At 66.5% G+C, this 25,617-nt stretch carries 25 protein-coding genes, 1 tRNA gene and 2 pseudogenes; 8 read left to right on the top strand and 20 right to left on the bottom strand.

What is annotated here, in order from left to right:
* The 6 genes from SM754_RS01335 to ahaH all read right to left on the bottom strand — a co-directional run bounded on the left by SM754_RS01335 (position 1) and on the right by ahaH (position 4,895).
* A complete protein-coding gene (locus SM754_RS01335; protein ID WP_323674417.1) occupies positions 1–321 on the bottom strand; it encodes a V-type ATP synthase subunit F in 321 nt (106 codons plus the stop codon).
* A complete protein-coding gene (locus tag SM754_RS01340; protein WP_323674418.1) occupies positions 318–1,373 on the bottom strand; it encodes a V-type ATP synthase subunit C in 1,056 nt (351 codons plus the stop codon). The genes SM754_RS01335 and SM754_RS01340 overlap by 4 nt, the downstream gene beginning before the upstream one ends.
* Positions 1,370–1,957: a V-type ATP synthase subunit E gene (locus SM754_RS01345; RefSeq protein ID WP_323674419.1), complete on the bottom strand. Its 588-nt coding sequence runs from the start codon at positions 1,955–1,957 to the stop codon at positions 1,370–1,372. The genes SM754_RS01340 and SM754_RS01345 overlap by 4 nt, the downstream gene beginning before the upstream one ends.
* Positions 1,958–1,979: 22 nt before the next feature.
* Positions 1,980–2,246 carry an ATP synthase subunit C-like protein gene (locus SM754_RS01350; protein WP_501993726.1) on the bottom strand — a complete coding sequence of 89 codons (267 nt, stop codon included), beginning with the start codon at positions 2,244–2,246 and terminating at the stop codon, positions 1,980–1,982.
* A gap of 194 nt (positions 2,247–2,440) precedes the next feature.
* Positions 2,441–4,576, bottom strand: coding sequence for a V-type ATP synthase subunit I (locus tag SM754_RS01355; protein ID WP_323674421.1), 2,136 nt, complete (start codon positions 4,574–4,576; stop codon positions 2,441–2,443).
* Positions 4,563–4,895, bottom strand: a complete 333-nt coding sequence (ahaH, locus tag SM754_RS01360) for an ATP synthase archaeal subunit H (RefSeq protein ID WP_323674422.1) — start codon at positions 4,893–4,895, stop codon at positions 4,563–4,565. Before ahaH ends, SM754_RS01355 begins: the two co-directional genes overlap by 14 nt.
* Before the next feature lie 154 nt (positions 4,896–5,049).
* Between ahaH and SM754_RS01365 the strand changes: the two genes are divergently transcribed.
* Positions 5,050–5,721, top strand: a complete 672-nt coding sequence (locus SM754_RS01365; protein WP_323674423.1) for a methyltransferase domain-containing protein — start codon at positions 5,050–5,052, stop codon at positions 5,719–5,721.
* Positions 5,722–6,104: 383 nt separating this feature from the next.
* Here the strand turns inward: SM754_RS01365 and SM754_RS01370 are convergent.
* The 3 genes and pseudogenes from SM754_RS01370 to SM754_RS01380 form a co-directional block, all read right to left on the bottom strand.
* A pseudogene (locus tag SM754_RS01370) lies at positions 6,105–6,302 on the bottom strand (type IV pilin domain-containing protein); the annotation flags it as partial.
* A 39-nt stretch (positions 6,303–6,341) separates the two neighbouring features.
* A complete protein-coding gene (locus tag SM754_RS01375; RefSeq protein WP_323674424.1) occupies positions 6,342–6,929 on the bottom strand; it encodes a hypothetical protein in 588 nt (195 codons plus the stop codon).
* 169 nt (positions 6,930–7,098) lie between these two features.
* Entirely contained in the window at positions 7,099–8,040 is a 942-nt protein-coding gene (locus SM754_RS01380) for a branched-chain amino acid transaminase (protein WP_323674425.1), read from the bottom strand.
* A 219-nt stretch (positions 8,041–8,259) separates the two neighbouring features.
* On the opposite strand from SM754_RS01380, the gene SM754_RS01385 reads away from it, so the two are divergent.
* Positions 8,260–8,385: a hypothetical protein gene (locus tag SM754_RS01385; RefSeq protein ID WP_323674426.1), complete on the top strand. Its 126-nt coding sequence runs from the start codon at positions 8,260–8,262 to the stop codon at positions 8,383–8,385.
* 58 nt (positions 8,386–8,443) lie between these two features.
* Here the strand turns inward: SM754_RS01385 and SM754_RS01390 are convergent, their stop codons facing one another.
* On the bottom strand, positions 8,444–8,581 hold the full coding sequence (locus SM754_RS01390) for a hypothetical protein (protein WP_323674427.1): 138 nt from the start codon (positions 8,579–8,581) through the stop codon (positions 8,444–8,446).
* Complete coding sequence (locus SM754_RS01395) at positions 8,578–9,495, bottom strand: hypothetical protein (RefSeq protein WP_323674428.1); 918 nt, start codon at positions 9,493–9,495, stop codon at positions 8,578–8,580. Before SM754_RS01395 ends, SM754_RS01390 begins: the two co-directional genes overlap by 4 nt.
* A gap of 250 nt (positions 9,496–9,745) precedes the next feature.
* On the opposite strand from SM754_RS01395, the pseudogene SM754_RS01400 reads away from it, so the two are divergent.
* A pseudogene (locus SM754_RS01400) lies at positions 9,746–10,255 on the top strand (RNA-guided endonuclease InsQ/TnpB family protein); the annotation flags it as partial.
* 45 nt (positions 10,256–10,300) lie between these two features.
* Here the strand turns inward: SM754_RS01400 and ribB are convergent.
* Together ribB and SM754_RS01410 are read right to left on the bottom strand one after the other, a co-directional pair.
* Positions 10,301–11,053 (bottom strand): 3,4-dihydroxy-2-butanone-4-phosphate synthase, encoded by a 753-nt coding sequence (gene ribB, locus SM754_RS01405; protein WP_323674429.1) that lies wholly within the window; start codon positions 11,051–11,053, stop codon positions 10,301–10,303.
* The gene (locus tag SM754_RS01410) at positions 11,050–11,754 is read right to left on the bottom strand and encodes a DUF120 domain-containing protein (RefSeq protein ID WP_323674430.1); all 705 of its coding nucleotides are present in this window, start codon (positions 11,752–11,754) and stop codon (positions 11,050–11,052) included. The genes ribB and SM754_RS01410 overlap by 4 nt, the downstream gene beginning before the upstream one ends.
* 254 nt (positions 11,755–12,008) lie before the next feature.
* On the opposite strand from SM754_RS01410, the gene SM754_RS01415 reads away from it, so the two are divergent.
* Both SM754_RS01415 and SM754_RS01420 read left to right on the top strand, forming a co-directional pair.
* Positions 12,009–15,065: a PAS domain S-box protein gene (locus tag SM754_RS01415; RefSeq protein WP_323674431.1), complete on the top strand. Its 3,057-nt coding sequence runs from the start codon at positions 12,009–12,011 to the stop codon at positions 15,063–15,065.
* 209 nt (positions 15,066–15,274) lie between these two features.
* Positions 15,275–16,651 (top strand): hemolysin family protein, encoded by a 1,377-nt coding sequence (locus tag SM754_RS01420; protein ID WP_323674432.1) that lies wholly within the window; start codon positions 15,275–15,277, stop codon positions 16,649–16,651.
* Between the two features lie 60 nt (positions 16,652–16,711).
* On the opposite strand, the gene twy1 is transcribed toward SM754_RS01420, so the two are convergent.
* The 3 genes from twy1 to SM754_RS01435 form a co-directional block, all read right to left on the bottom strand.
* On the bottom strand, positions 16,712–17,701 hold the full coding sequence (gene twy1, locus SM754_RS01425; RefSeq protein ID WP_323674433.1) for a 4-demethylwyosine synthase TYW1: 990 nt from the start codon (positions 17,699–17,701) through the stop codon (positions 16,712–16,714).
* Between the two features lie 149 nt (positions 17,702–17,850).
* Entirely contained in the window at positions 17,851–18,117 is a 267-nt protein-coding gene (locus SM754_RS01430) for a hypothetical protein (RefSeq protein WP_323674434.1), read from the bottom strand.
* A gap of 156 nt (positions 18,118–18,273) precedes the next feature.
* Positions 18,274–18,346, bottom strand: a tRNA-His gene (locus SM754_RS01435).
* A gap of 434 nt (positions 18,347–18,780) precedes the next feature.
* Here SM754_RS01435 and SM754_RS01440 point away from each other — a divergent pair.
* Positions 18,781–19,236, top strand: coding sequence for a DUF5814 domain-containing protein (locus tag SM754_RS01440; protein WP_323674435.1), 456 nt, complete (start codon positions 18,781–18,783; stop codon positions 19,234–19,236).
* Positions 19,237–19,258: 22 nt separating this feature from the next.
* On the opposite strand, the gene SM754_RS01445 is transcribed toward SM754_RS01440, so the two are convergent.
* The 3 genes from SM754_RS01445 to SM754_RS01455 form a co-directional block, all read right to left on the bottom strand.
* Entirely contained in the window at positions 19,259–19,678 is a 420-nt protein-coding gene (locus SM754_RS01445; protein ID WP_323674436.1) for a DUF8146 domain-containing protein, read from the bottom strand.
* A gap of 169 nt (positions 19,679–19,847) precedes the next feature.
* Positions 19,848–20,450: an RPA family protein gene (locus SM754_RS01450; RefSeq protein ID WP_323674437.1), complete on the bottom strand. Its 603-nt coding sequence runs from the start codon at positions 20,448–20,450 to the stop codon at positions 19,848–19,850.
* Position 20,451: 1 nt separating this feature from the next.
* Positions 20,452–21,387, bottom strand: coding sequence for a replication factor A (locus SM754_RS01455; RefSeq protein ID WP_323674438.1), 936 nt, complete (start codon positions 21,385–21,387; stop codon positions 20,452–20,454).
* Positions 21,388–21,641: 254 nt separating this feature from the next.
* Here SM754_RS01455 and hmgB point away from each other — a divergent pair, with 254 nt between their 5' ends.
* Complete coding sequence (gene hmgB, locus SM754_RS01460; RefSeq protein ID WP_323674439.1) at positions 21,642–22,976, top strand: hydroxymethylglutaryl-CoA synthase; 1,335 nt, start codon at positions 21,642–21,644, stop codon at positions 22,974–22,976.
* Between the two features lie 344 nt (positions 22,977–23,320).
* Positions 23,321–24,538: an MFS transporter gene (locus SM754_RS01465; protein WP_323674440.1), complete on the top strand. Its 1,218-nt coding sequence runs from the start codon at positions 23,321–23,323 to the stop codon at positions 24,536–24,538.
* A gap of 5 nt (positions 24,539–24,543) precedes the next feature.
* Here SM754_RS01465 and SM754_RS01470 read toward each other — a convergent pair whose 3' ends face one another.
* Complete coding sequence (locus tag SM754_RS01470) at positions 24,544–25,539, bottom strand: polyprenyl synthetase family protein (RefSeq protein WP_323674441.1); 996 nt, start codon at positions 25,537–25,539, stop codon at positions 24,544–24,546.
* Positions 25,540–25,617 lie beyond the last annotated feature (78 nt).

Raw genomic sequence — 25,617 nt, forward strand, 5'->3', positions numbered from 1 at the left:
TTAGTCCTCGTCCATCAGGTCGATACCGATCGCTCGCTTGATCTGCTCGCGCAGCCCGCCCGACCCCGCACCGCCGCCGAGCGTCACGAACGTCGGCTCGATACTCGTATCCACGATACTCCGCGGTTCCCGGGACAGCTTCGCGACGTCCTCGTCGTGCATCACGACGATACCGACGTCCTCGTCGCGCGCCACCTCCCGGACCGCATCCTCAAGCGCCTCCACGTCGTCGCCGTCGACGTTATGGAACTTCCGGACGCCAGCGAGCCGAAAGCCCGTCGTGAAGTCCGGCGCCCCGACGACAGCGATCTCCTGACTCATATCGTGACCAGCTCCTTCTCGATCTCGTCCTCGCTCAACCCGGCCTCTCGACCGCGCGCGATAGCACGGATGTTGTCGACCTCGCGCTCCTTCGCGATGATGTAGGAAAGCACGGGCGTGATCGAGAGCGGGTGCACGTGACTCAGGTGGTCGGCGTACTCCTGGAGTGCCGCGTCCAGCGCACGCTCGAACCCGATGAGGCTGTCGGCGTCCTCGAGCTCCGCGAGCGCCTGCCCGAGCTCGTCACCGTACTCGCTGTCGCGGATCACGGAGACGAGCTCGCTCGAACTCGACACGAGCGACGACAGCTGTCCCTCGGAGAACAGATCACCGCCTGCGATGTGGTACTCCGCCGGATCCAAGTCCGCGCCACTGCGCGCGAGCCGTAGCGCGTTCCGCGCGTTCCGGAAGTCGATCTCGGCCTTCAGGAACCCAGCGTACAGCGCGAGCGCACTGTCGGGCTCGTAGTCGCCGAGCTCCGCGATGAGGTTCTCGTAGAACGCACGGTCCGCGGCGTTCTCCAGCGGCACGAGGACGTCCGACTCCTCGTACTCGGGGAACGCAGCCGCCATCCCGCGCCCGAAGATCGTGCCGTCGAGCAGCTCGACGACGCCCTCGATGGACTGTGCGTCCAGCAAGCGCTCCAGGAAGCGGTCGTCGAACTCGCCCGCTCGGATGAGGTCCGCTTCGACCTCGTCACGCGGCGCGTCCGAGTAGATACCGCGCAGGACGGTCTTGACGTTCCACGCGTCGAACTTCCGCAGGTACGACGCGATCTGCTCGTAGAGGCCACCGCCAGCCCAGTCGAGGATGTCCTCGAAGTTCTCCGCGAGATTCCGGTTCAGCGAGTACTCGATGAGGTCCACGCCACTGTGACGCGACCCGAGCGCGTTCATCTCCGCCTCGTACTCGGACTCCTCCATGTACCGAGAGATCTCACTCGGCCCCATCCGGAGGAGCTTCCGGTAGTCCTCGTCGCCGAACAGATTCGCACGGCGGGCCCGGATCCGCGCGTTCACGTACTCCGGATTGGCTCCCTGTGCGCTGCTCATTCTTCCTCGTCGAACAACCGGTTACTGATGTCTCTGAGGTTGTCCTCCCAGACGTCCTCCAGGAGGGAGTCGAACGTGTTGTTCACGCGAACCCGACTCTCGTCGGCCTCGACGACGACGCCACCGAGACAGTCGCGGACGCCGGCGACCTCGTAGCCGTCGTAGTCCGCGACCACGTCGGCGAGCAGGTCCTGGTCGTCCTCGCGACCGTACACGCTCACGCTCTCCTCGCCCTCGAACTCGACGCTCGCAGCGTCCAGCAGCGCGGTCGTGAGCTCCGTGCGGCGTTCGCCCTCCATCGACGCGAGCGCGTCCTCGACCTGCTCGCGGACGTCCTCGAGGACGTCACGGCGAGCTTCGAGCCGCATCTGCTTCGCTTCGAGCTTCGCGCTGGATATCTTCTGTTCTCGCTCCTGTTCGACCGCCCGTTCCGCCGCGCGCTCTGCCTCCTCTATCGTCTCCTCGGCGTCCGCTTCGGCCTGTTCGACGATCTCCTCGGCCTCGGCTTCGCCTTCGGCTCGTATCTCTTCCGCACGCGCGCGGGCTTCGTCCCGGATGTCCTCAACGACTGTATCCAGACTCATTGTGGGAAAACGAAGCGGTTGATTACCCGACGAACAGCGGGACGAGCGCCAGGATGACGAGCGTCTCGGGCAGGACCGTCATCAGGATAGCGATACCAGTGGAGATCGAGTCCTCGGCGAGCGCGCCGATAGCGGCTGCGCCGATCCCACGCTCGGCGTACCCGGAGCCGAGGGCGGCGAGGCCGATGCCGATCGCGGCAGCGGCGGGCTTTTCGAGAGCGGGCGACGAGCTACCCGTTGTCTCCTGCAGTGCAACACCGAGATTGAGTACGTGTTCTGCGAATTCCATCATAGTTTGCGTAGTCCTCCGTGTCTACCAGACAGGTCGTACTGGCCACAGCGCACCCATAAAACTTCCCAAAGAAATCGGCCGGTACCGGCTGTATAACCGTGAAAAACCGGAGGCAGATATAAAGACGTTTTCGGTCTCGAACGGTGAGGCCGCCGGAACGTGTCGCTCGAACGAACGAAACGGGGGAGCGGTCAGTCCTCGGTCGTGTACTCGCGGTCGTAGCCGAACGCCTCGAACGCGCGACCGCCGCCCTCGTAGAACTTGTTGAAGAACTCGACGAACTCGAGACGCACGCCCTGCAGGCCGGCGCTCGTCACGCCGAGGATGAGGACGAGCAGGTGCCCGACGACGAAGATGAGGACGCCGAGGACGGCGAACGCCACGCCGCCGTGGACGAGCCCACCGAACAGGACCTCGCCGTGCTCGACGGCTTCGGGACCGTGCCCCGTCAGGTAGTGGATCTCGCCGTCGTGCTGGTACGCCCCCCAGAACAGGAGGTTGACGACGAGCGCCATCCCGGCCTTCGCGAGCAGCACGCCCGCGATCCGGATGTACGACAGGACGTTCACGAGCGCGTTCGGCGTCTCCAGGCCACCGATGATGATACCGATGAAGCCGTACTCCTGGTACTCGCCGTAGAGGATGCCCGCGAGTCCGATGAACCCGAACACGAACAGGCTCCCCCAGCCGACGACCTCCGGCAGGCCGTGCGCCGACGAGAGGATGTGCGCCTTCTTCAGCGGGGCGAACAGGATGTCCTGCTTCTGGTCGAGCGCGACGTCACTGAAGATCCAGCCCCAGACGCCGAGCATCAGGAACCACCACGCGAGGTTGTGCGTGAACGCGTCCACGAGCCCGTGGCTCCGGTCGTTCCAGAACCCGAACCAGAAGCCGACGGTCATGTGGACGATGCCGGCGAGCAGGCTCAGCACGAGGAACGACCGTGCGTAGTAGCCGAACGCGGGCTGGAGTCCCTTGTGCAGCGGCGGTCCGGCCTCGCCGAACAGGACCTCGCCGAGGACGTGCATCCCGAATATCTCGCCGTACAGCACGCCGAACAGCATCGTGAACCCGCCAGCGAACATCGCGATGGCGCCGATGCCCTTGACGATCTCCGCGTCGAACTTGCTGTAGATACCGTACCCGGCGGCCGTGTAGAGGAGGCCGTACCCGAGGTCCCCGATCATGAACCCGTAGAAGAACGGGAACGTCAGCATGATGATCATCGTCGGGTCGATCTCGGAGTACTTCGGGACGCCGACCATCTTCGTCAGCGGCTCGAACGGCTTCGAGAGCGAGTCGTTCTGCATCACCGTCGGCGGCTGCTCGTCCATCGACACCATCCCGCCGTCCGTGACGGCTTCGGTGTGCTCTGGTTCGCCGTGCTGGTCGTAGTCCGCGCGCTCCAGTTCCTCGACGTCCGCGCGGTCACCGACGGCGTCACCGACCGCCGCACGCAGCGAGTCGACGCGTTCGGTCGGAATCCACCCCTCGGCGATGAACGCGTTCTCCGTGGTCGCGAACTGCAGGGGCGCTTCGGACCGCTGGACGTCGATACTGAGGCGCTCCTCGGCGGCGAGCAGGAAGCTCGCGACCTCCAGGCGCAGGTCGTCGAGCTCGTCCTCGACCGTCTCCAGCTTCGAACCGAGTCGCTGCTTGCGATGACGGAGCTCCTCGACGTACTCCGAGGGGTCGCCTTCCCCGTCCTCGGGCACGTCGATGGTCGTGAAGTCGACGCCGACGAGGAGGTCGTCGAGGAAGTCCTCGCGCGCGTTCGACTCGGGGTAGACGTACGCCGCGACGACGTCGTCGGCCTCCTCGACCTCGAACTCGCGGACGACGGCTGCACCACGGAGCGCCTCTCGGATGGCGTCCGCGTTCCCTTCGCCGACGCGGACCTCGAGACTGTCGTACCCCGAGAGGAGATGCAGGGGCGTCCCGAGCGTCGCGAACGGCGCCATCGAATCGATCTGTTCCTCGACGTCGCGGAGCTCGTCCTCGAGCTCGTCGCGTCGGTCGTCGAGCCGGTTCGCCTCCTGGCGGACCTCCTCGAGCTCCTCGTCGAGCGCGTCCTCGGTGACGATGCGACTCGGGCCCGCGTCGGCCTTGTCGACCTCGAGGATGTTCTCGAGCGACCGGACCGTCACGAGCTTCTTGGAGGCTTCCTCGGCGCCCTCGACCGGGTCGCCGTTGTCGAAGCCCTCCCAGGAACCGTCGTAGTCGCTGAGGTGGACGAGGTTCAGTTCGTGCACCGTCTCGATGACGTCGTCCATGACCGCCTTGGACCCCGTCACCGAGACCTTACTCATCCGCTCAGGTCTGAGCATGTACCTCCTCCGTGAAGCGCTCGAGGACGAAGTCGACGACGTCGTCGACTCTGCCCTCGGCGCGAGACCGGAGGCGCTCGCGTTCGTCCTCGCCGTCTTCGAGGATGCGCTCGCGCTCGGTCGCTATCTCCTCGCGGGCGTCCTCGAGGCGGTCCGCCTCGAGCGCTCGCGCCTCTTCTTCGGCCTCCTCTCGGATGTCTTCGGCACGTTCGCGGGCGTCGGAGATCCGTTCCTCGCGGTCGGCCTCGGCCTCCGCGATGATGTCGTCGGCCTCTCCTTCGGCCGTCTTGATGCGTTCGAGAACCTCTGGCCTCGGCATGGTATGAACGTGGGAGAGTTACAACAGCGCCTATTTGGTAGTTGCGAAAGGCAGTCGCGGGATTCCGCCGCAGCGGTCGTCTCGCGGGGACTTCGACGGTCGCGTTGCCGCCGGAATCAGCAATACTTTGTTCGCGCCGCCCGAAGCGCGAGCAATGGGAGTCCTCGAAGACAAGGCGCGAGCGCGGTTGTTCTACAAGTACCTCTCGAAGGTGTACGACACGATCAACCCGTTCATCTGGAACGAGGAGATGCGGACGGAGGCGATCGGGATGCTCGACGTCGAGCCCGACGACCGCGTGCTGGACGTCGGCTGCGGGACGGGGTTCGCGACCGAGGGCCTGCTGGGGGTCGTCGACGAGGTCGTCGGACTCGACCAGAGCCCCCACCAGTTGGAGAAGGCGTACGCGAAGTTCGGGAAGCACGGGGACGTGCGCTTCCACCTCGGTGACGCGGAGCGCTTGCCGTTCGAGGACGACGCGTTCGACGTTGTGTGGTCGAGCGGCTCGATCGAGTACTGGCCGAACCCCGTCGAGACGCTCCGGGAGTTCCGGCGGGTCTGCAAGCCCGGCGGGCAGGTGCTCGTCGTCGGCCCGAACTACCCGAAGTCGGGCGTGTTCCAGAAGCTCGCGGACGCCATCATGCTGTTCTACGACGAGGACGAGGCTGACCGGATGTTCCACGACGCCGGGTTCGAGGACGTCACGCACCGGTTGATGGGGCCGTCGTACGACCCGGACATCGCCATCACGACGGTCGCGCGCGTCCCCGACGACGACGCTGACGCGGACGCGACGGCGACGTCAGAGGTCGAGGTCGACGCCTGAGCGCGCCGGCCAGCGACGCGGTTCTCCCGTTCGTTCGCCCGGCGAGCGGTGGCGCTGGCGCGGGCGACGAGCGCGTCGTGCGCGTAGACCGCGACGACGACGCGGTCGCCGGGCGCTATCCCGGGGTCGTTCGTGCTCGCGAGCGCGACCGACGCGGTCGTGCCGGCGGTCCACGTGCCGTCGTACTCGCGGTTGAACGGTCCCGTCGGGCCGGGCTCGAACCCGGTCGCGGCGAAGAACGGGACGGGCGGCTGGTGGCGGAGACGGGTGCCGTCGACGGTGACGACCACCCGGAGGCTGGCGACGTCGAGCGCGTCACCGCCGCGGTGCTCGAGGACGAGCGCGTCGGTACCGGCGTCGACGCTGAGGGCGACGCGCGCGCTCGGCGCCGGCTCTCGGGGGGCGACGCCGACGGCGAACGCGACTGCGACGCCACTCGCGAGGACGACCGTCAACGCGACGACGAGCACGACGCCCACGACTGGACTGACCGCGCGGTCCGACGTCACACGACCGGTCGTCTCGCAGTCGCTCGCGGCGGGAGGCCTGGCGGGTCCGCTCGGCGGCGGGCTGGAAGACACGGCGACTCTCGCCCCGGCCTCCCTGAAGAACCTTCGCGGCTAGAACGGGCCGTCGACGGAGACGTCGGGCTCGGCGAGGCTCTCCCGGCGGTAGCGGTGGCCGGCGACGGCGAGCGCGACGACGCCGGCGAGCGCGGCGAGGTAGTTCGGAAGGTACGCGCTCGAACTCAGCGGCGGGCTCGCGGTCTGAGTCTGCATCATGTCCAGTCGGACGTCCGGGCTGCCCTCGTCGGCTGACGGGAGCGACGCGTTCTCCGGGCGAACGACGACGACGGTGGACGCGCGCAACGCCGCCGCGTCGCTCTCGGGCAACTCGGCGTCGCTCGGATACGCGTAATCGGACGCGCCCTCGCCGACGGGCACGGCGTACGTCCCGGCATTCTCGAGCGCGTTCACGTAGAGCTCCTGGCCGCGCTCCGTGAGATTCTCGTAGTACCGGACGGTGAAGTTCTGCGCTCTCGCATCCGCGACGTCCTCGAAGTACGGCGTCGGCGCGTCCACCCCCGGCTGCCCCTGCCGGACCGACGTCCGATGCACCCGCTCGTCCGCCGGCTGGTAGGTGACCGCGAACGCGAACAACGGAAGACTCACCAGGACGAGCACGACAGCGAGACGACGACCATCCATGCCCCCACGCGTCACCCGAACGACAAAAAATCGCCCGGTTCGGTCCGGAAAACAACCACTCGCCGCGTCGTCCCCACAGCACGAACCCAATCAGCCGTCAGAAACGGCGGCCTGGAGGCCGCCGTATGCTCGTTGAGTCGGTGAGGCCGCCGTACACTCGGGGAGTCAGTTACTCCATGTCGACGTACGTGAACCACTCTTCGTGGTCGTCGGTACGGCCTTCGACGAGGTCGAAGTACGCCTTCTGGAGTTCCTCGGTGACGGGGCCGCGCGAGCCGTTCCCGATGGTGACGTTGTCGACCTGGCGGATAGGCGTGACCTCCGCCGCGGACCCGGTGAAGAACAGCTCGTCGGCGGTGTTGAGTTCGCCGCGCGAGATCGAGACGTTGTCGTGGACCGTGTAGCCGCGCTCCTCGGCGAGCGTGATGACGGTGTCGCGAGTGATGCCGTCGAGGATGCTCTCGGAGAGTCCGGGCGTGTAGAGCTCGCCGTCGTTCACCATGAAGATGTTCTCGCCGGGGCCTTCCGCGACGTTCCCCTCCTTGTTCAGGACGATGGCCTCCCGGTAGCCGTTCCGGCGCGCCTCCTCGCCCGCGAGGAGACTGTTCACGTACAGGCCCGTGGTCTTCGCGTTCGTCGGGACCTGGCTCGAGGAGTGCTTGCGCCACGAGGACACCATGACCTCGATACCGTTCTCGAGCGCGTTCTCGCCGAGGTACGTCCCCCACGGCCAGACCGCGATCGCGGTCCGCGTCGGGCAGTCGCCGGGCGACACGCCGAGGCTCTCGTAGCCGTAGAACGCGATCGGGCGGACGTAGCACGACGGGAGTTCCTGCTCGCGGATGAGGGTCTTCGTCGCCTCCGTGATCTCCGCGGGCTCGTGGTCGATCTCCATGTCGTACGGCTTGCAGGACTCGTAGAGTCGGTCGACGTGCTCCTCCCAGCGGAACAGCGCCGGACCCTTCTCGGTGTCGTAACAGCGCGCGCCCTCGAAGACGCCGGTCCCGTAGTGGAGTCCGTGCGTGAGGACGTGGATCTGTGCGTCGTCCCAGTCCACGTACTCGCCGTCCATCCAGATCGTGTCGACGTCCATCTCGTCGAAGCCAGCCATACGGGACGAATCGACTGCCTAGGTTAAGAGTGTACCCGGTTTCGGTTCGCGCAAACGTCGCCAGCGATGGAACGAGGAGGTGCCAGCGGTGCGCCGTTGTCGGTCTCGCGAGTGAGTTCGGGCGTGAGTCGGGGAGTGAGTTCGGGAGTGAGTCCGAGAGTAGGCTGGGTGTCCGCTGAGAAGGTTTATCTCGACGCGGGAGACACACGAGAATGAACGATGGAAAACTCAGAAGAAGTTGAACACGTGTTCGTGAGCGGTGCGGCGACCGAACCGGTCGAAGAACCCGCCGACGACGGCCTGGTGTACGTCGCCGGACGGCCGGTCGCACCGCGCGGGTCGTAGCGCCCGAGCGCGCCGCTCGCCGCGCTCGTCCAGCGAGTGCGACGCCGACACCCTGTTCTCACGCGAGCTCGACGACGAGTGCGAGCGCGAGCGCGAGAACGTGCCAGGCCACGACCAGGTGGATGCGGCGGTCGCGAGCGAACTCGCTCGCAGCGGCCACGGCGTCGGACGGAGCATCGGCCGCGGACGAGTTCACGCGACAGGATTCGCGGACGCGGAGAAGTGCGTTGCGTTCGGTGGGTGAACGACCACACCGTCGTCGGTAGCGGTCGCAGTAGCTCCGTCGACGAACCCCTCGTCACCGACCAGGACGACGACCGACACCGGGTCGACGCGGACGACCCGGAAGTTCGCGTTCGTCGTCGCTCCGTCGGTCGCGTTCTCGACGTGGGCGGTCATCGCGGTCTCGAACTCGTCGGCATCGTCCGGTGAGTCCCATCGCGTCACCCAGACGTAGCCGTCGCGGTCGAAGTTCCGGTACGTCAGTCGCGTGTCGTTCCCCCAACCGGTCGCGGCCGCGTCCGCTCTGGCGTCGGCGAGATGCGTCGAGAGGACGGCGTACGTCCAGAGTTCGCCCTGCCGGTGTCGTTCGACGACGTCCCACGAGTCGGTCGTGGTCGCGTTCACCGGCATCGACATCGGCGGCTCCTCGTCTGGCAGGTAGCCGTGCCGCACCTGCTCGGTCGTGTTCGGTGGATTCCGGTAGACAGTGGCGAGGTTCGCGGGGTCGTCGATGCGGTCGTCGACGTAGCGAGCGCCGACGCAGTACTGGCCGAGCCACAGTCGCGCGGCCGCACTCCCGTCGTCGTAGGACTCGCAGAAGCGTTCCTGGTTCGGCCACGCGTCCCCGTACCGGTCAGCGTACTCCTGCGCGACGTACGTCGCCGACCCCTCCGAGACCGCGGCCTCGACTCGTTTCTGCGCTCCATCGAGCTTGAGAACGCTCTCGAAGTCCGGTCGCTGTACGTTGGTTGCGTGAGTGTACTCGTGAACGAGGACGGTCGTCAGCTTCTCGCTCGTCGACCGGTTCGAGACACTGAGCGTGATCTGGTAGTTCGGTCCGCTATCGCCGCGGGTTGCCAGCTCGTTCTCGGCAGTCGAATTCGGCACGCCAAGTCGCCCGGCGAACGCGGACCGTGGCGTGTCCGTGACGTTCGTTGGCGCGGAGTACCGTCGCACGCCGACGGCCGGCTCACGGAACTCGGCGTCGAGCAGTCGCTCGGCACGCTCGAAAATCGACGAGACGTTGATAGGGAGGTCCGCTGATCGCGACGACTCGTTCCGTTCCTCTTCTTGACGTGTCTCCGTACTTTCCAACTGACTGGTCTCGACAGCAGTGTCGTCGCCATCCGCAACTGTGGTCTCTCGGCGGAAAGCGCACTTCCTGCACGCGCTCGCCAAACACATCGTAGAGCGGTGCATCGACCACGAGGTCGGTCGCGTCGCCATCGGTGATCTGAGTGAGATTCGAGAAGACGCGAACGGCGAGGCTCGGAATTGGGGTCGAAGTGGGAACAAGAAACTCCACGGCTGGGAGTTCGACCGCTTCACTCGCCTGCTCGAATACAAAGCCGAGGAACACGGCATTCTCGTTGACCGAACGGGTGAGCGAGACACGAGCAAGACGTGTTCGTGCTGTGGGCGGAAGCGGGACGCGAACCGTGTGGAGCGTGGCCTGTACGTCTGTGAGTCGTGCGGGGCGACGATGAACGCGGACGTGAACGGTGCGGTGAACATTCAGAGAAAGATAACTCAGAGTCCCCCGACAGGGGATATGAGTAACGGTCGTTTGGCACGGCCAGTAGCCTACCTGTTCGATCAAACCTCGGGGCGTTTCGCACCGAGCGAACAGGTGGGTTGCAAACCCTAATATCCCAACGCTCGGGAATCCTCGCCCTTCAGCGCGGGGAGGATGTCAACGGAACCGAGCGACGAGGTCGCTGCCTTCGACGTACGGGATGCCTTCGCGGTCGGCGTACGCGCGGGCGTCGGTGGGGCTGGTGGCGCCGCCGGTCGCGTCGTCGAGCATCTCGCAGACGACGGCGGCGGGGGCGACGTCGGCGGCGTCGGCGAGTTCGAGCGCGAGTTCGGTGTGGCCTTCGCGTTGGACGGTGAGGTCGGGGGCGGCGCGGAGGAGGTGGACGTGGCCGGGGGCGCGGAACTCGCCGGCGAAGTCGAACGCGGTGGCGTCGCCGGCGCGGGCGCTCGCGGCGGCGTCGCCGAGCCGGGAGATGGTGAGCGCGCGGTCGTCGTCGGTGATGCCGGTGAAGGTGTCGACGTGGTTCACGGTGAGCGAGAACGACGAGCGTTCGTCGTACGCGAGGTCGTGGTCGGCGGCGAGGTCGTGGTCGATGACGTCCTGCGCGAACGGCAGGTCGTACGCGGCGGCGACGTCGTCGGCGAGCGCGACGCAGACGAGGCCGCCGGCGTCGTTGCGCATCCGGCGGACCGCGTCGCTGTCGACGCCGCTCGCTGGATAGACGATGTCGGTCTCGCCCTCGCGGTCGGCGGCGTCGTGGATGCAGACCGGGTCGCCGCGCGCGAACGCCGCGACGGCCGCGTCGACGGCGCCACTCGCGTCGTCGGTCGCGGTCGCGTCCGCGTCGCCGGCAGCGGCGTCGTCGCCGGCGTCCTCCGCGCTCGGCGTCGCGTGGTCGGTGTGGGTCATCCCGTGCCCTCCACGGTGACGGTGACGTGATCGTCGTCCGCGAGCGCGAGGACGTCCCGGAGCTTCTCGGGGGCGATGAGCTCCAGCTGGTCGTCGTCGTGGTGCGTTCGCTCGGGCGCGATGGTGTGGACGTCCTCGTAGACGTCGCCGTCGCCGGTCTCGACGGTCGCCGGATAGCAGACCGCGGGGCCGTACGTGCGGTCGTCGTCCTCCCAGCCGTCGATCGGGACGGGCTCCATCGCGTCGAGCGCGCGGCGACGGCGGACGCTCGCCTCGGTGAGGTCGACGTTCAGCGTCCCGGGGAACGGCTCGTAGCCGAGGCGGTCCTCGAACTGCGCCATGTACCCGGGGAGGGTGATGTAGTGGCGGCCTTCGCCCATCCCGCTCGTGACGCGGCCGTCGAGCGCGATCGTGCTGTGGCCTTCGAAGATGCTGCGGTAGTCCTCGTACTCGCCGCGGAGGCCGCGTTCGCCCGCGTCGGTGAGCGCGACCCACTGACCGTCGCTGACGGTCTCGCGGGTCACCCACCCCGCCGTCTCGAGGCGCTGCAGGCGCCGCGAGGCGGTCTGCGTGGACGCGTCGAGGTCCTCGGCGAGGGCCGTGCAGGTCGTCTTGACCTCGCCGGTGATGGCGCCGTCCATCGCGAGGCGTTTGGCGACGGCGACCTCGTCGTGCCCGACGTCGGACGTGGTCTCTTGCATGAACGGTGGTTCGAACCCACCCCGGATAAGCATAACGAATACGGTATGCGTCTCGAATCTGTTATGCACTGTCACGGGAGCGTGACGCGACCGCAGGAACGAGGGTCGAGTTGATAGTTTGTCCGACGGGCGCTTAAACGCGTCGGTCAGCCCCAGACCGTCCCGCCGTTGGCAAGAGCGTTTAATACCGTCGGCGCGTCAGTAGACCCAACGACACAGGCACCCGTCACGCCGCCTGGGTCGGGTGACAGACGGTGCAATCGACGACAGTAAACGTCCTCCACGCAGCGACAGACGAGCACGAGACGGCCCTCGAGAGCGCGGCGTACGACGTCCAGCACGCGACCGACGCGGCGTCCGCGCTCGACGTCCTCGACGCCGTCGACGTCGACGTGGTCGTCCACGACGCCACCCGCGACGCGTGGCAGCTCGACGTCCTCGACGCCGTCGCGAACGCCACCGACGCCCCCGTCATCGCCCGGACGCCCGACCCCGACGGCGAGTTCGCGAGCGCCGCAAGCGCGCACGGCGCCACCGCCTACTGCACGCACGACGACGACCTCGCGGCGCGCATCGCCGACCACCTCGACAGACGCCCGACCGCCGACCAGGCGTGGTATCGCCGGCTCCACGACGCCGTCTCCGAACCGGCGGACGACTTCGAGACCGTCGTCGAACGCCTCCTCGACGTCGGCTGCGAACGCCTCGACCTCCCGTACGGCTTCCTCACCAGGTTCGCCGGCGACCAGCAGCACGTCACGACCGGCATCGGGAACCACCCCGACCTCCAGACCGACGCGGTCGCGCCCCTCCCCGAATCCTACTGCCAGTACACCGCCGCGACCGACGACGGCTTCCTCCCGCTGGCCGACGCCGAGGCCGAACTCCCCGACAGCGCCCCACACAACCGCTTCGGTCTCGGCTGCTACGTCGGCGGGACCGTCGAACTCGACGGCGAACGCTACGGGAGCCTCTGCTTCGCTGGCGACACCGCCCGCACCGACTCGTTCGACGACGCCGACCGGACGTTCGTCGAGTTCACCGTCGAACTCTGCGAGCACGAACTCGAACGCCGCCGGCACCGCAACGACCTCGAGGCCACGCGCGAACGCTACGAGCGCCTCGTCGAACGCATCGACGACGCGTTCTTCGCGCTCGACGACGACTGGACGTTCACGTACGTCAACCAGCGCGCCGGCGCGCTCCTCGACGCCGACCCGGACGCGCTCGTCGGCGAACTCGTCTGGGACCTGTACGACGACGCGGACGCCGCGCGGTTCCGCGAGCACTACGAACGCGCGATGACCGAACAGACCCCGGTCGTGTTCGAGGAGTACTACGGCCCGCTCGACGTCTGGCTCGAGGTGTCGGCGTACCCCGCCCCGGACGGCGTGTCCGTCTTCTTCAGGGACGTCAGCGACCGCAAGCACCGGGAACAGCAACTGACGGACCTCCTCGACACGATGCGGAACCTCTTCGCGGAGACCGACCCCGACGCCATCGCGAACGCCGTCGTCGACGCCACGCAGGACATCCTCGGCTACGACTACGTCGCCTTCCGCCTCCACGACCCCGAGACGGACACGCTCCCGGTCGCGGCGAGCACGGACGAACTCGACGCGGACCTCCCCGACCGCCCCACGTACGACGTCGGCGAGGGCGGCCCCGGCCGGACGTTCGAACGCGGCGAGGTCCTCGAACGCGACGTCGAGGGCGACGACGCCATCGGCCCGCTGACCGCCGCCCGCTACTACCCCATCGGCGACCACGGCGTCCTCACCGTCGCCTCCCGCTTCGACGAACGCCCCGTCACCGAGACCGAACGCCGACTCACCGAGATACTCGTCACGAACGCCACCGTCGCGTTCACCGACGCCGAACGCAAGCAGGTCCTCGAACGCTACGAGACCGTGCTCGAGAACGTCCAGGACATGGTGTTCGTGCTCGACGACGCCGGCCGGTTCGTGTTCCTCAGCTCGCCGCTCGCGGCCGCCGTCGACGTCCCCCGGAAACTCCTCGAAGGAACGCATCTCGGCGCGATCCTCGACGCGGGAACGGACACCGTCGACGCGGCGCTCGCCGACAGTCGCGCGGACGCCGACGGCGAGACCACGCTCGAGACCGTCCTCCAGGCACCCCGACCGTTCCCCGTCCGCGTCGACGTGACCGCCCTCCCCGCGGACGACGAGGACGCCACCGTCGGCGTCGTCCACGACATCAGCGACCTCACGGAGACGCGCGCTCGCCTCGAGACCGAGAACGCTCGATTCCGCCAGCTGTTCGAGTCCCTCCCCGACCCCGTCGTCGAGAACCGGTTCGTCGACGGGGAACCGCTCGTCGAACGCGTCAACCCGGCGTTCGAAGACGTCTTCGGGTACGACGAGCGCGAACTCGCCGGCGAATGCATCAACGACTTCATCGTCCCCGAGGACCGCAGCGAGGAAGCCGGGCGGCTCGACGCCAGCACCCTCGACGTCGAACCCGGGGACGCGACCGTCGTCTCCAGCGAGATCGTCCGCCAGACGAGTCAGGGGACGCGGCACTTCCTCTTCCGGGGTATCTCGTACCTCGACGGCGACGTCCACCGCGGGTACGGTATCTACACGGACATCACGCCCCAGCACGAGCGCGAACGCCGCCTCCAGGTCCTCAACACCATCCTCAGGCACAACCTCCGGACGGAGATGACGCTCGTCTCCGGGTACGTCGACCAGCTCGCCGCGAACAGCGACGCCGAGGAGTACGCGGACCGGATCCGGGACGCGGTCGACGAGGTCGTCGCACTCAGCGACAAGGCCCGCGAACTCGAACGCGCACTCGAGGGGACGCCCGACCCGAGACTCGTCGACGTCGTCTCGCACGTCCGGAACGCGATCGCGGACGCGACGAGCGGACGCGCCGACCGCGAGGTCGCGTTCGACGCCGAGCCGGCGACCGTGATCGCCGACTATCGCCTCGAGATCGTCGTCAAGAACCTCGTCGAGAACGCGTTCGAGCACGGCGGCGGCGACGTCGCCGTCTCCGTCGCCACCACGGACACGACCGTCGAGATACGCGTCGGCGACGGCGGGCCCGGCATCCCCGAGTTCGAGCGCGAACTCGTCACCGGCGACCGCGACATCACCCAGCTCGAACACGGCAGCGGACTCGGGCTCTGGATCGCGACGTGGCTCCTGGACGCGTTCGACGGCGACCTCCGGTTCGAGGACGACGCCAGTACCGTCGTCGCCGTCGTCCCGCGCGCCCACGGCGACGCGCACCCGGCGGTCGCCGCCGAACGGGACGGCTCCGCGAACGCCACCGAGGACTGACCGGGTTCGACGGCCGTCGGCCCGTGTGACCCCGGCGACGAACGCCCGAACGACTTAGAGGCGCTGTCCGAACAGCTGGATTCTACGAATATTATCGAACATTCGTCCATGTATCGGGCGTCAGATGCGAGTGTAAGTGCCGGACTACTCGTCCCGTTGCGCAAGAGTTAGTTTTCCATGCCGGAAACGTGACGACGATGGGGACATCCATGCTCGCAGCACCGGCCGCGGCAAGCGCCTCACAGTACACCGTCCCGTTCGTCGGCATCGAACTCGGACAGACGGGCCTCACCATCGTCGGCGGCTTCCTCATCCTTCTGCTCCTCATGGGCTCGGGGTTCTTCTCCTCGTCCGAGATCGCGCTGTTCTCCCTGCCGACCCACCAGATCGACGCGATGGTCGAGCAGGGCAAGCGTGGCGCGCGCACCGTCCAGTCGCTGAAGGAGGACCCGCATCGCCTGCTCGTGACGATACTCGTCGGGAACAACATGGTGAACATCACGATGTCCTCCATCTCGACGACCATCGTCCAGTTCTACTTCGACCCGGGTGCGGCGGTCCTCGTGTCGTCGTTCGGCATCACGTCGATGGTGCTGCTGTTCGGCGAGAGCGCACCGAAGTCCTACGCGGTCGAGAACACCGACTCGTGGGCGCGAACCGTCGCGCCGCCCCTGAAGTTCGTCGGGAAAGTCCTGTGGCCGCTCATCACGCTGTTCTACTACCTGACCAGCGTCGTGAACAAGATAACCGGCGGTGACTCGTCCATCGAGTCCTCCTACGTCACGCGCGACGAGATACAGAACATGATAAAGACCGGCGAGCGCGAGGGCATCCTCGACGAGGAGGAACGCCAGATGCTCCAGCGCACCCTCCGGTTCACCGACGCCACCGCCAAGGAGGTGATGACGCCCCGCCTCGACATGGCGGCCATCTCCACCGACGCGACCGTCGAGGAGGGTATCGAGCAGTGCATCCGGTCGGGCCACGCCCGCCTGCCGGCGTACGACAACTCGCTCGACAACGTCGTCGGCGTCTTCGACGTTCGCGAGCTCGACGGCTCGAAGTACGACGACTTCGGCGACCTCGCGGTCGCGGACGTCGTCAACCCGACGCTGCACGTCCCCGAGTCCAAGAACGTGGACGACCTCCTCACGGAGATGCGCGAGAACCGCATGCACATGGTCATCGTCATCGACGAGTTCGGCGCCACCGAGGGCCTCATCACCATGGAGGACATGACCGAGGAGATCGTCGGTGAGATACTCGTCGGCGACGAGGACCACCCGATAGAGCTCGTCGACGACGACACGGTCGTGGCGAACGGTTCGGTGAACATCGACGCGGTCAACGAGGCGCTCGACATCGTCCTGCCGGAGGGCGAGGAGTTCGAGACCATCGCTGGGTTCCTGTTCAACCGCGCGGGTCGCCTCGTCGAGCAGGGCGAGGCGTTCGACTACGAGAACGTGACGATGCGAGCCGAACAGGTGGAGAACACTCGCATCCAGAAGGTCCGGGTCACCGTCGACCGCGGGGCCGCCGAACCGCCCGGGGACGTTCCGCCGGTCGACGAGGACGCCACCGACTGACGGGCGGCTCCCTGGATGCGGCGAGTCGCGTGCGAGACCCTTGAACGACTCTCGAGCAGGTCAGGCGTCCGCGAGGGGGTCGTCGGTCCAGAAGTCGCTATCCTTCCGGAGCTTCGGCACCCACGTATCCGAGTCGCGCGCGAGCAGCGCGACCCGGGACTGCGGGACGTCCGCGAGGTGGTCGTGCTCGGGCATGTGCGCCTGCACGTCCTCCGTGAACGCGAGCACGTCCTCGTGGTCCGGCATCGCCGACCGGTCGAGGCGGCCCCTGGAGTGTCCGACGTGCATGTACGCCTTCAGCTCCACGAAGTCCGGGTTCGCGCGCCGATAGAACGCGGCGTACCAGTCCGGACTATGCATGTTCTCGCCGTTCACGAGCGTCGTCCGCAGCACCGTCCGCGTCTCGTCCTTCCGCGCGAGGACGTCCATCGTGTCGACGAGGCGCTCCCACGCGTCGTCGTCCACCGCCTTCACCGTCGAATCGAACGTCGCCCGCTCCGGCGCGTCCACGCTCACGTACAACTGCGTCGGCTCACAGCGCGCCAACATCTCCGGCTTCGTCCCGTTCGAGACGAGGAACGTCGTAATCGACCGCTCGTGGAACTCGTCGATGAGCTCCGGCAAGTAGGGATACAGCGTCGGCTCGCCGTCCAGACTGATCGCGACGTGACGCGGCTCCATCGCCTGCTCGAACACCTCCCGCGGCACGTTCTCGTTCCCACCGTACCCCGACAGGAGCTTCCGCTGGAGCTCCACCGTCGCATCCGCGACCGCCGCCGGATCGTCCCACTCCACGTCCCCCAACTCGTACGCGTGCCCGGCATGATCGCGCCAACAGAACACGCACCGCTCGTTGCACTTCACCACCGGCGTCATCTGCATACACCGATGCGACTCGATCCCGTAGAACGCGTACTTGTAGCACTTCCCCTCGCCCTCAAGCGCGTTCTTCGTCCACCCACACGTCTGCGCAGCCGTGTGATTCACGCTATGATAGCTCGGGTCCGACACCTGCATCGGCCCGCCCTCCGCGTCCTCGCTATCGCTCATACACCTCCCGAGCACGCCCAGCAGGGAAAAACACGCGGTGTCGACGCGTCACCACAGAAACGGCGCGCTGGAGCGCGCCGTACGCTCGTTACACCAGTTCGAGAGCGTCCGACCGGAGAAACGGCGGCCTGGGGGCCGCCGTATGCTGGTCAAATCAGTTCCTCCACGTCTTGCAGTTCCACGAACAACTGGTCGAGGACGGCGTCGGACTCGAACCCGACGTTCATCGCCGCCACGTTCCTCTCGACCATCCACTGCTGGAAGTCAGCCGACAGCACGTCCACGTCCGAGTCGAACAGCACGTACAGCCGCGACGGTTCGCCGTCAATCGGCGAATCCACGTACTCCGTATCCTGCACCTCGCCCATCTCCACCACGTCGTGCAGCACCGCGTGGTCGTTGTCGTCGAGCGCCATACCGGACGCCTCGGTGTACAGACACAAACCGCTTCTGGACACCACGACGCTACCCCCGAGAGCCACGTCGATTCGAACCACGGTCGAACGTACTCACTCGGAGTGCTCACAGCGGCCGCGCACGGCGGTGGCTGTTCGCGGAGTCGTTCGGAGAAGGTCCAGGGGCGAGAATCGAACCCGCGTCTCAGCCTCCACAAGGCTGAAGGATAGTCCACTACCCTACCCCGGACACGTTGCATTCGATGATACGGTGGCTGTGATGGATATACGTTACGACTCGATGCGGCTGCGTCGGTCGGTCGCATACCCGTCGCGCCGGTCGACGGTGGCGGAATCGGACTCCTCGACGCCCGCCACTCGCCACCGCCCCGCAGCCACGTCCTCCCCATCCGACTCCTCGCTTCGCTCGTCGTCCCTCGCACGCGGTCGCCGCTCGCGCCGCCGCTTGGCGGCGCGGCGACGGCCCGCGCGCCACCCACCCCAGTCGAGGGGTCGCTATCGGGATGGGCGGCTGGAGCGAGCGACCACCCGCGTTCTCGTGGGGTCCACGCGGCTACCCGGGGTGGCAGCGCGTGGTTCCGACACCTGCGAGCGGTCGCGTGCGGCCTGCTAGCGCGAATACGAACGACTTTTGCTCGTACACCGAGTACCCTCCTCCCAGCAGTGGCCATCACGGACAAGATCTACGTCAAGAACCACCGCCAGCTCTCCTCGCAGCTGGACACGAACATCCCCAAAGGAGCGTTCAAAGGCGCGACGCTCGACATCCTCTTCCAGGGCGGTGGGCTCGAGAAACTCGACGAAGCGACCCGCGACCGCGTCCTCGACTTCGCGACGGACTTCCTCGACTGCGCGTGCGACAACAACCCCTACTGCGGGCACCCCGAGCGGAAGTTCATGCGGTACCTCCTCGAACTCCGCGCCCAAGGCCTCGGTCCGAGCGCCATCGTCGACGTCATGAGCGACGACTACATGCTCTACGCGTACGAAGGCGACATCCTCTCGTTCCTCGACCAGAGCGTCCGCACGCTCGAAGCCGCCGAGGAACTCGCCGACGTCGACGGCCGACAAGAAGCGAGAGACCGCATGCGGTCCGCGAAACGAAACCTCTCCGGGTAGCGACCGTCGAAGCGACGTCGACTCAGCCGACGTACGGGGTATCCTCGTCCTCGTCCTCGGTCTCGCTCCCGTCGAGATCCTCGAGGTGGATGACGTCCTCGCCGGGGTCGTCGTCGACCTCCTCGCGGAGTTTCGTGACGTACTGCTTGTACTCGTCGAGCTGGTCGCGGAGGTGATCGGCTTCCAGTTCCAGGCGTTCGTGCTCGCGCACGAAGCTCTTCGGGACTTTCACCTTCGGCGGCCACTCCTCCTCGTCGGTGTCCTCATCGCTGATCTCGTGTTCGGGCATCACCGCGACCTGGCCGTCGTGCGCGACCAGCATGTCGACGTAGTCGCGGAACACCGCCGACAGCGAGATGTCTCGTTCCTCGGCGATCTCCTGGAGCGTCTCGAACGCGTCCTCGTTCACGCGGAAGGAGATCGTCTTGTTCTTGTTCCCCATCCTAGACGCGTACTATCGCACTCACGCACTTAAGTATTTGTCAGACGCTCGCACGGACGAGGGCGACGACGAATATCGACGTGGTCGCTGGCCGACGCGGCGGACGTCGACGCGGCTACTCATCGACGCTGTGGGCGGTCGACGCCGTAGCGGGGTGAACGCCCCGCGGTCAGGGCGCCGCTTCCGGCTCGGCCTCGTCGGCGTCGTCCGCGACGATGGAGTCGAGCGCCGCGGCGGCCTCGCGGCGGTACGTCTCCACGGCGGTATCGTACTCGTCGCGCGCCATCTCCGCGTACTCGTTGGTCTCGTCCTCGAACGCCTCGATGCGGTCGAGCGTCCGCTCGGCGGTCTCGACGATCCAGCGCTCGCGCGCGTTCTCGTCGCTCGCCGAGATGGACTCCGGTCGCAGCGAGACGTTCACCGTGCCGTCGTCCGTCTCGAACGTCGACGGCTTCCCGACGACCGCGACGTACTCCGGTGCCTCGGCGTCCCGGAGGAACGCGGTCGCGTCCGGCTGGTACTGCCCGGCGTACACGAAGAAGGTCCCCGTCGGACCGACCACGCGACCACGCCAGTACTCGGATTCGTCACCGATGTCCTCGGTCTCCGTCAGGGTGCCGACGACGAACACGCGGTTCGCGCGGTCCCCCGTGGGGAGCAGCGCGAAGTTCGGTGCCCGCTCGTCGTCGGACTCCTTGAAGGTGAACGTTGCGTCGTTGAACTCGCGTGCGAAGACGCGCTTTGCGACTTCGCGAGTGGGTGCCTGACTCATGTCACATCGACCTCGCTCGTTCCAGCGCCGCGGTCGCATCGACCGGCTCGCTGCACTGTTCGACGTCGTCGGCGAGCACGTACCGCCCGAACGTCGGGCCGGTCACGCGGTAGTACGTGCCGATGACGAGGTCGCGGATCTCGTCGGCGACGACGGTCGTGTCGAGCGCGTCCATCGCCATGTCCTTCGCTTCCTCCAGCGAGATGCCGGTGATGGCTTCGGTCGTCTCCTTGTCGAAGATGACCTCGTGCGCGTCGATGCCGTCGTCGACGACGCCCTTGATGCGGAGGTCGAACTCGCCTTCGACCTCGCCGTGCTCGCTGCAGCGGCCGTTCTGGAGGACGCGCGTGCAGTCCTCCTCGGGGCAGCGCTTGATGAGCCCGGAACCGGACTGCATCGCGACGAGCGCGCCCTCGACGGTCGTCGAGTCGTCGCCGACCTCGATGTCCTCGTCGAGTTCCTCGATGGTCGTGGTGCGGTTCAGTTTCACCGAGTAGTTGCCCTCGTACTCGTCGGTGACGAGGTTCCCGAGCGCGTACACTGCGCCCTCTTCGAGCTTCGGGAGGTCGCTGGACGCGAACGCGGTGAACTTGATGGTGCCGGACTCGTCGCCGAGCAGGCCGACCTGGGCGACGGCGTCGCTCCGGGGGTCCCAGAGGTCGACGACCTTCGCGGTGACGTCGATCCACTGTTCGTCCTCCTCGACGTCGGCGACCTGGACGTGGTCGTTCGAGCCGCTGCCGCCACCGAGCGCGTCGCGCTCCATGCCGGCTTCGTCGAGGTAGTGACTCGTGACGGAGCGCCGCGCCTCGTCGACGGGCACCTTGTACTCGTCGACGAGCGTGCTGAGGCGCTCCTCGACGTCGTCGACGCTGATTTCGATGTGGTCCGAGAACTGTTCGTGTATGTCTTCGGCGTGGTCTCGCAGATCGCTCATTGTGGGTTCCTGTCTCCGCGTGTGTTTCGTGGGAGACGCATCGACCTTCGCGCGTGATGGTATTTAAATTGCCGGTGGCGGAGTGAAAGTGAAACTGCACCGTCTGGGTCGTCGCCACCATCCAGCGGCCGAAATGTCAACGGTATTTGGAAAGTGTGGCTCTCACATGATTGGAAGTCTATATGTCTTTCTCAGGAGACGGAAACGGCATAGACAGGAAAAAGTATTTAATTCAGCATATGAATTGCTGATTCATGTCCTCCATCGGTATTGATGCAGTCGAGATCTGGAGTGGAAACCTCGAACTCGACCTCACGACGACCTTCGCCGACGAGAAGGGAGACGACCCCGAGAAGTACGCGAAGGGACTCGGACTGCACGCTAGCTCTCTCCCGGACGCGTACGAAGACATCGTGACCATGGGTGCGAACGCCGCCCAGCGACTCATGGACCGGAAGGAATTGGCGCCCGAGGACGTCGGTCGGATCGACGTGGCGACGGAGTCGAGTTTCGACAACTCGAAGCCGGTCTCCACGTACATCGCGGGATGTCTGGAGCAGGTGTACGACGGGGATTTCCATCACGCGAACAAGGGCGAGCGGAAGTTCGCGTGCATCGCGGGCACCCAGAGCCTCAACGACGCGTACAACTGGATCCGTGCGGGCCGGAACCGCGGACGGGCCGCACTGGTCGTGGCGACGGACACGGCGCTGTACGCGCGCGGCGACGCCGGCGAGGCGACCCAGGGTGCGGGCGCCATCGCGATGCTCGTCGACGAGGACCCGTCCTTGGTGGCGCTCTCACCCGAGCAAGGGTACGGGAGCGCGGACGAGACGGACTTCCTGAAGCCCAACCAGCAGTTCCCGAGCGTCGACGGCAAGCGGTCGATACAGGTGTACCTCGACCGCATGCTTGAGGCCGGTCAGCAGTTCGAGACGCAGACGTCGTCCGTCCACCCGACGGACTTCGCGTACATTCCCTTCCACACGCCGTTCCCGGGGATGGTCCGGAAGGTGGCGTTGCTCGGCTTTCGGCACACTGTCCGCGGGACGCCGATGGAGGAACATCTCGCTGACGACATCGGTCTCCAGCCCCGCGAGACGGAGTTCGACGACCGGGATGCGTACGAGGCGGCCATCCGCGACTACATGGACGATCTACGGCAGACGGACGAGTACGAGGGGTGGTACGCAGACCGCATCGAACCGACCCTCGCGCTCTCGCGGAAGGTGGGCAACTGGTACACCGGCTCGGTTCACATCGCCCGCGTAAGCGCACTCCTCGACGCGTACTCGGCCGGGAAGGACCTCGCTGGGGACCACCTGCTCGTCGGTTCGTACGGGAGCGGCGCACAGGCGGAGATGCACGCCGAGACCGTGATGGACGGATGGCAGAACGAAATCCGGCAGTTGACTATCGACGATCAGATCGCGGACCGGCACGATCTCTCCTTCGAAGAGTACGAAGCGATTCACGACGTCCACAACTACGACAAGGACGTTCCGCGAACTCGATTCACCACGCCTTCATCGGAGTTCGTCTTCGACGGTTGGGGGCCGATGGGCGAGCGCCAGTACCGGTTCGTCTAGTGAAGGACGCATCGGCTGCCGGGTCGAACGTCGAGTGGCGGGCGTGTCACGGGGTGGCGTCCTCCGGGTGGTGTCGGAACTCGCCGTCCTCTCGAATCGGTCGTCCCTAGGACGACGGGCGATATGCCACGCCTCCGCGGTCACATCAGCGTCGAACACTCGCGTGGGTCGCCTTCACTGTCGATAGCCGACTCATCCGCCCCTGCTTCTCTGTTCCACATCGTCGATGGTGCACTGTCGATCATGGTGGCTGAAATGGTATCGCCCGACTTCAATTCAACCTATAATCAGTAACTGATTACTATATATAAATACTTAAATTATGAGGATGGTGATTCTATTACATGGTCTCCTCTGTACTCTGTCGGCGACATTCGGCGAAGTTCGGCCGGCTTGTACTCGGAAATATTTCAGTGTCGCTCGGCTGGTGGTTCTCGTTCGTAACACTCAGCAGCCGATTCGTCTTCGAAGATGGAATCAGCGCACTCCCGGTCGCGGGCATCACCATCATCGGTCTCGTGCCGACCGTCGTCGTGAGTCCCCTCTCCGGCGCGCTGGCTGACCGCGTCGACCGGCGCCTGCTGATGGTCGTCACGCAACTGCTCAGCGCCGTCGTCGCCGCCAGCTTCCTCGTCCTCGAGTCCTTGCCGGCGCTGTACCTCGCGTTCTTCTGCCTCGCGCTGTTCGCAGAGGTGTTCAAGCCGGCACAGCGTGCGATGGTGACCGAACTCGTCCCGAACTCGCGCCTGCTCAGGGCCAACGTCGTCCTCAAACTCACCTCGATGATTGCTCCCGGCGTCGCCGGTGTCGCGCTCGCCGCCCTCTCCCGGCAGCTCCTCCTCGGGACCGTGGCCGTGCTCTACGGAGCGACGGCGTTCGTCCTCCTCGGACTGCCGACGTCGACCGTCGACACCGACCCGTCGACCAGATTCTCCGTGGAGTTCAAGAACGGTCTCCAGCAGTTCTACACCGCCCCGGTCTTGCTCTTGGTCACCGCGGTCAGTACCCTCGGGTACGGGACCATCGACGCGTACAAGACACTACTGCCGCTCTACGTCAGAGACGTCCTCGCGCTCGGCCAGGCCACCTACGGCGTCCTTACCGCGGTGACCTCGTTCGGCGCGGTCGCGGGCGGTCTCGCGATGTCGCACTACGAGGAGTCGATCACGGAGACGCTTGCACTCACGCTGACGCTCCCGGTCGCTGGAGTGAGCTTCCTGTCGCTCGTCGTCGCCCAGACGGTCCCCGTGGCGGTCGCCGCGAGTACGGTCCTCGGTGTCGCCATCGCCATCGTCGTGTCGTGCGGGACGACCATCGTCCAGCGGTACGGCGGCTCGGAGTTCACCGGTCGGCTCATCGGGATCTACCGGAGCATCAACAAGATCGGGCAGATCGTCGCGATGGCGGTGATGGGCGTACTGAGCAGCGCAACGGGCATCGCGAAGCTGTTCCTCGGTGCTGGGACGGTACTCGCCGGAACCGGGATGGTCGCACTCGTCGTCCTCTACCGCCAGCAGGGGACGTTCGAGGTCGACGCCTCCATCGCCCAGAACGCCGACTGATGATCTCAGACGACGCGTTCGACGGCAAAGGCCGCGAACGACTCGAGTTCCGCTCGCGACTCCGCCGGCAGATCGATTTCCTCGAGATGGCTACAGGCCCGGTCGCTGAACGTGATTGCCTGGTCGCGGGCGTACTCGACGCTCCCCGTCTCGCGCAGCACCGCGATCGCGTCGTCGATGTCGTCGCGGTTCGGGTCGTCGTCGGCCAGTACCTCGCGAAGGAAGCGCGCGTCGGCCGGACCCGCCTCCGCCAGTGCCGCAATCGTCAACAGCGTCACCTTCCCTTCCTTGATGTCGTTCCCGAACTCTTTCCCGAAGTCCCCTCCGTGCTCGGCGGCCGTCTCGACGTCGAGGACGTCGTCGCTTATCTGGAACGCGATGGCGATGTCGGTCGCGTACGCCCGGAGGGTCTCGCGGACGGCCGGCGGCTGGTTCGTGACGATGGCCGGAATCTCGGTCGAGAGTCGGGCGAGGCTCCCCGTCTTCCGGACGGTCATCTCAAGGTAGGTCGCCGGCGATACCTCGGGGTGTGTCGACGAGTGCCAGTGGATGTCCATCCCCTGTCCGAGGTGAAGACTCAGTATCTCAGTCGTCAGACGCCGGTAGAGCTCGCACTGGGTCGCCGAGGGCAGGTCGGTGGCGGTCCGTTCGAGCAGGTGGAACGGGAGGAAGTAGAGTGCGTTGCCGGCGTTGAGAGCGACGTCCCGTCCGTACTCGCGGTGGATCGCCGGACCTCCACGCCGCAGCGCGGCTTCGTCCTCGACGTCGTCGACCAGGAGCGAGCCGTTGTGAACGAGTTCCGGAATGCACGCGTAGTCGAGGTGCGCGTGCGGGTCAGCCCGGAACGCCTCGAAGCAGACGAGAGCGAGCACCGCGCGCCAGCGCTTCCCACCGCGGTCGAGGAGGTCCCAGACGGGGTCGGCGAGGGTCTCCTGGACGGCCGTCACGTCGTACTGCTCGCGTGGCGGGCCGATGCATTCCCGAAGGAACTCGTCGGTCATCGTGGGAGGGAGCGTCGATTCCAGTCGACCGTCGATGGGTTCTCGCCATCGTTCGATTGGGGACCACATACTGATCGT

The organism is Halorubellus amylolyticus (assembly GCF_034808145.1).
In the GTDB taxonomy this organism is placed as follows: Archaea; Halobacteriota; Halobacteria; order Halobacteriales; family Natrialbaceae; genus Halorubellus.

Excerpts from the sequence above, each read along its gene's own strand:
- SM754_RS01335 (WP_323674417.1), bottom strand. The coding sequence starts at position 321 with ATGAGTCAGGAGATCGCTGTCGTCGGGGCGCCGGACTTCACGACGGGC.
- SM754_RS01340 (WP_323674418.1), bottom strand. The coding sequence starts at position 1,373 with ATGAGCAGCGCACAGGGAGCCAATCCGGAGTACGTGAACGCGCGGATC.
- SM754_RS01345 (WP_323674419.1), bottom strand. The coding sequence starts at position 1,957 with ATGAGTCTGGATACAGTCGTTGAGGACATCCGGGACGAAGCCCGCGCG.
- SM754_RS01350 (WP_501993726.1), bottom strand. The coding sequence starts at position 2,246 with ATGGAATTCGCAGAACACGTACTCAATCTCGGTGTTGCACTGCAGGAG.
- SM754_RS01355 (WP_323674421.1), bottom strand. The coding sequence starts at position 4,576 with ATGCTCAGACCTGAGCGGATGAGTAAGGTCTCGGTGACGGGGTCCAAG.
- ahaH (WP_323674422.1), bottom strand. The coding sequence starts at position 4,895 with ATGCCGAGGCCAGAGGTTCTCGAACGCATCAAGACGGCCGAAGGAGAG.
- SM754_RS01365 (WP_323674423.1), top strand. The coding sequence starts at position 5,050 with ATGGGAGTCCTCGAAGACAAGGCGCGAGCGCGGTTGTTCTACAAGTAC.
- SM754_RS01375 (WP_323674424.1), bottom strand. The coding sequence starts at position 6,929 with ATGGATGGTCGTCGTCTCGCTGTCGTGCTCGTCCTGGTGAGTCTTCCG.
- SM754_RS01380 (WP_323674425.1), bottom strand. The coding sequence starts at position 8,040 with ATGGCTGGCTTCGACGAGATGGACGTCGACACGATCTGGATGGACGGC.
- SM754_RS01385 (WP_323674426.1), top strand. The coding sequence starts at position 8,260 with ATGGAAAACTCAGAAGAAGTTGAACACGTGTTCGTGAGCGGTGCGGCG.
- ribB (WP_323674429.1), bottom strand. The coding sequence starts at position 11,053 with ATGACCCACACCGACCACGCGACGCCGAGCGCGGAGGACGCCGGCGAC.
- SM754_RS01410 (WP_323674430.1), bottom strand. The coding sequence starts at position 11,754 with ATGCAAGAGACCACGTCCGACGTCGGGCACGACGAGGTCGCCGTCGCC.
- SM754_RS01420 (WP_323674432.1), top strand. The coding sequence starts at position 15,275 with ATGCTCGCAGCACCGGCCGCGGCAAGCGCCTCACAGTACACCGTCCCG.
- twy1 (WP_323674433.1), bottom strand. The coding sequence starts at position 17,701 with ATGAGCGATAGCGAGGACGCGGAGGGCGGGCCGATGCAGGTGTCGGAC.
- SM754_RS01430 (WP_323674434.1), bottom strand. The coding sequence starts at position 18,117 with ATGGCGCTCGACGACAACGACCACGCGGTGCTGCACGACGTGGTGGAG.
- SM754_RS01445 (WP_323674436.1), bottom strand. The coding sequence starts at position 19,678 with ATGGGGAACAAGAACAAGACGATCTCCTTCCGCGTGAACGAGGACGCG.
- SM754_RS01450 (WP_323674437.1), bottom strand. The coding sequence starts at position 20,450 with ATGAGTCAGGCACCCACTCGCGAAGTCGCAAAGCGCGTCTTCGCACGC.
- SM754_RS01455 (WP_323674438.1), bottom strand. The coding sequence starts at position 21,387 with ATGAGCGATCTGCGAGACCACGCCGAAGACATACACGAACAGTTCTCG.
- hmgB (WP_323674439.1), top strand. The coding sequence starts at position 21,642 with ATGTCCTCCATCGGTATTGATGCAGTCGAGATCTGGAGTGGAAACCTC.
- SM754_RS01465 (WP_323674440.1), top strand. The coding sequence starts at position 23,321 with ATGGTCTCCTCTGTACTCTGTCGGCGACATTCGGCGAAGTTCGGCCGG.
- SM754_RS01470 (WP_323674441.1), bottom strand. The coding sequence starts at position 25,539 with ATGACCGACGAGTTCCTTCGGGAATGCATCGGCCCGCCACGCGAGCAG.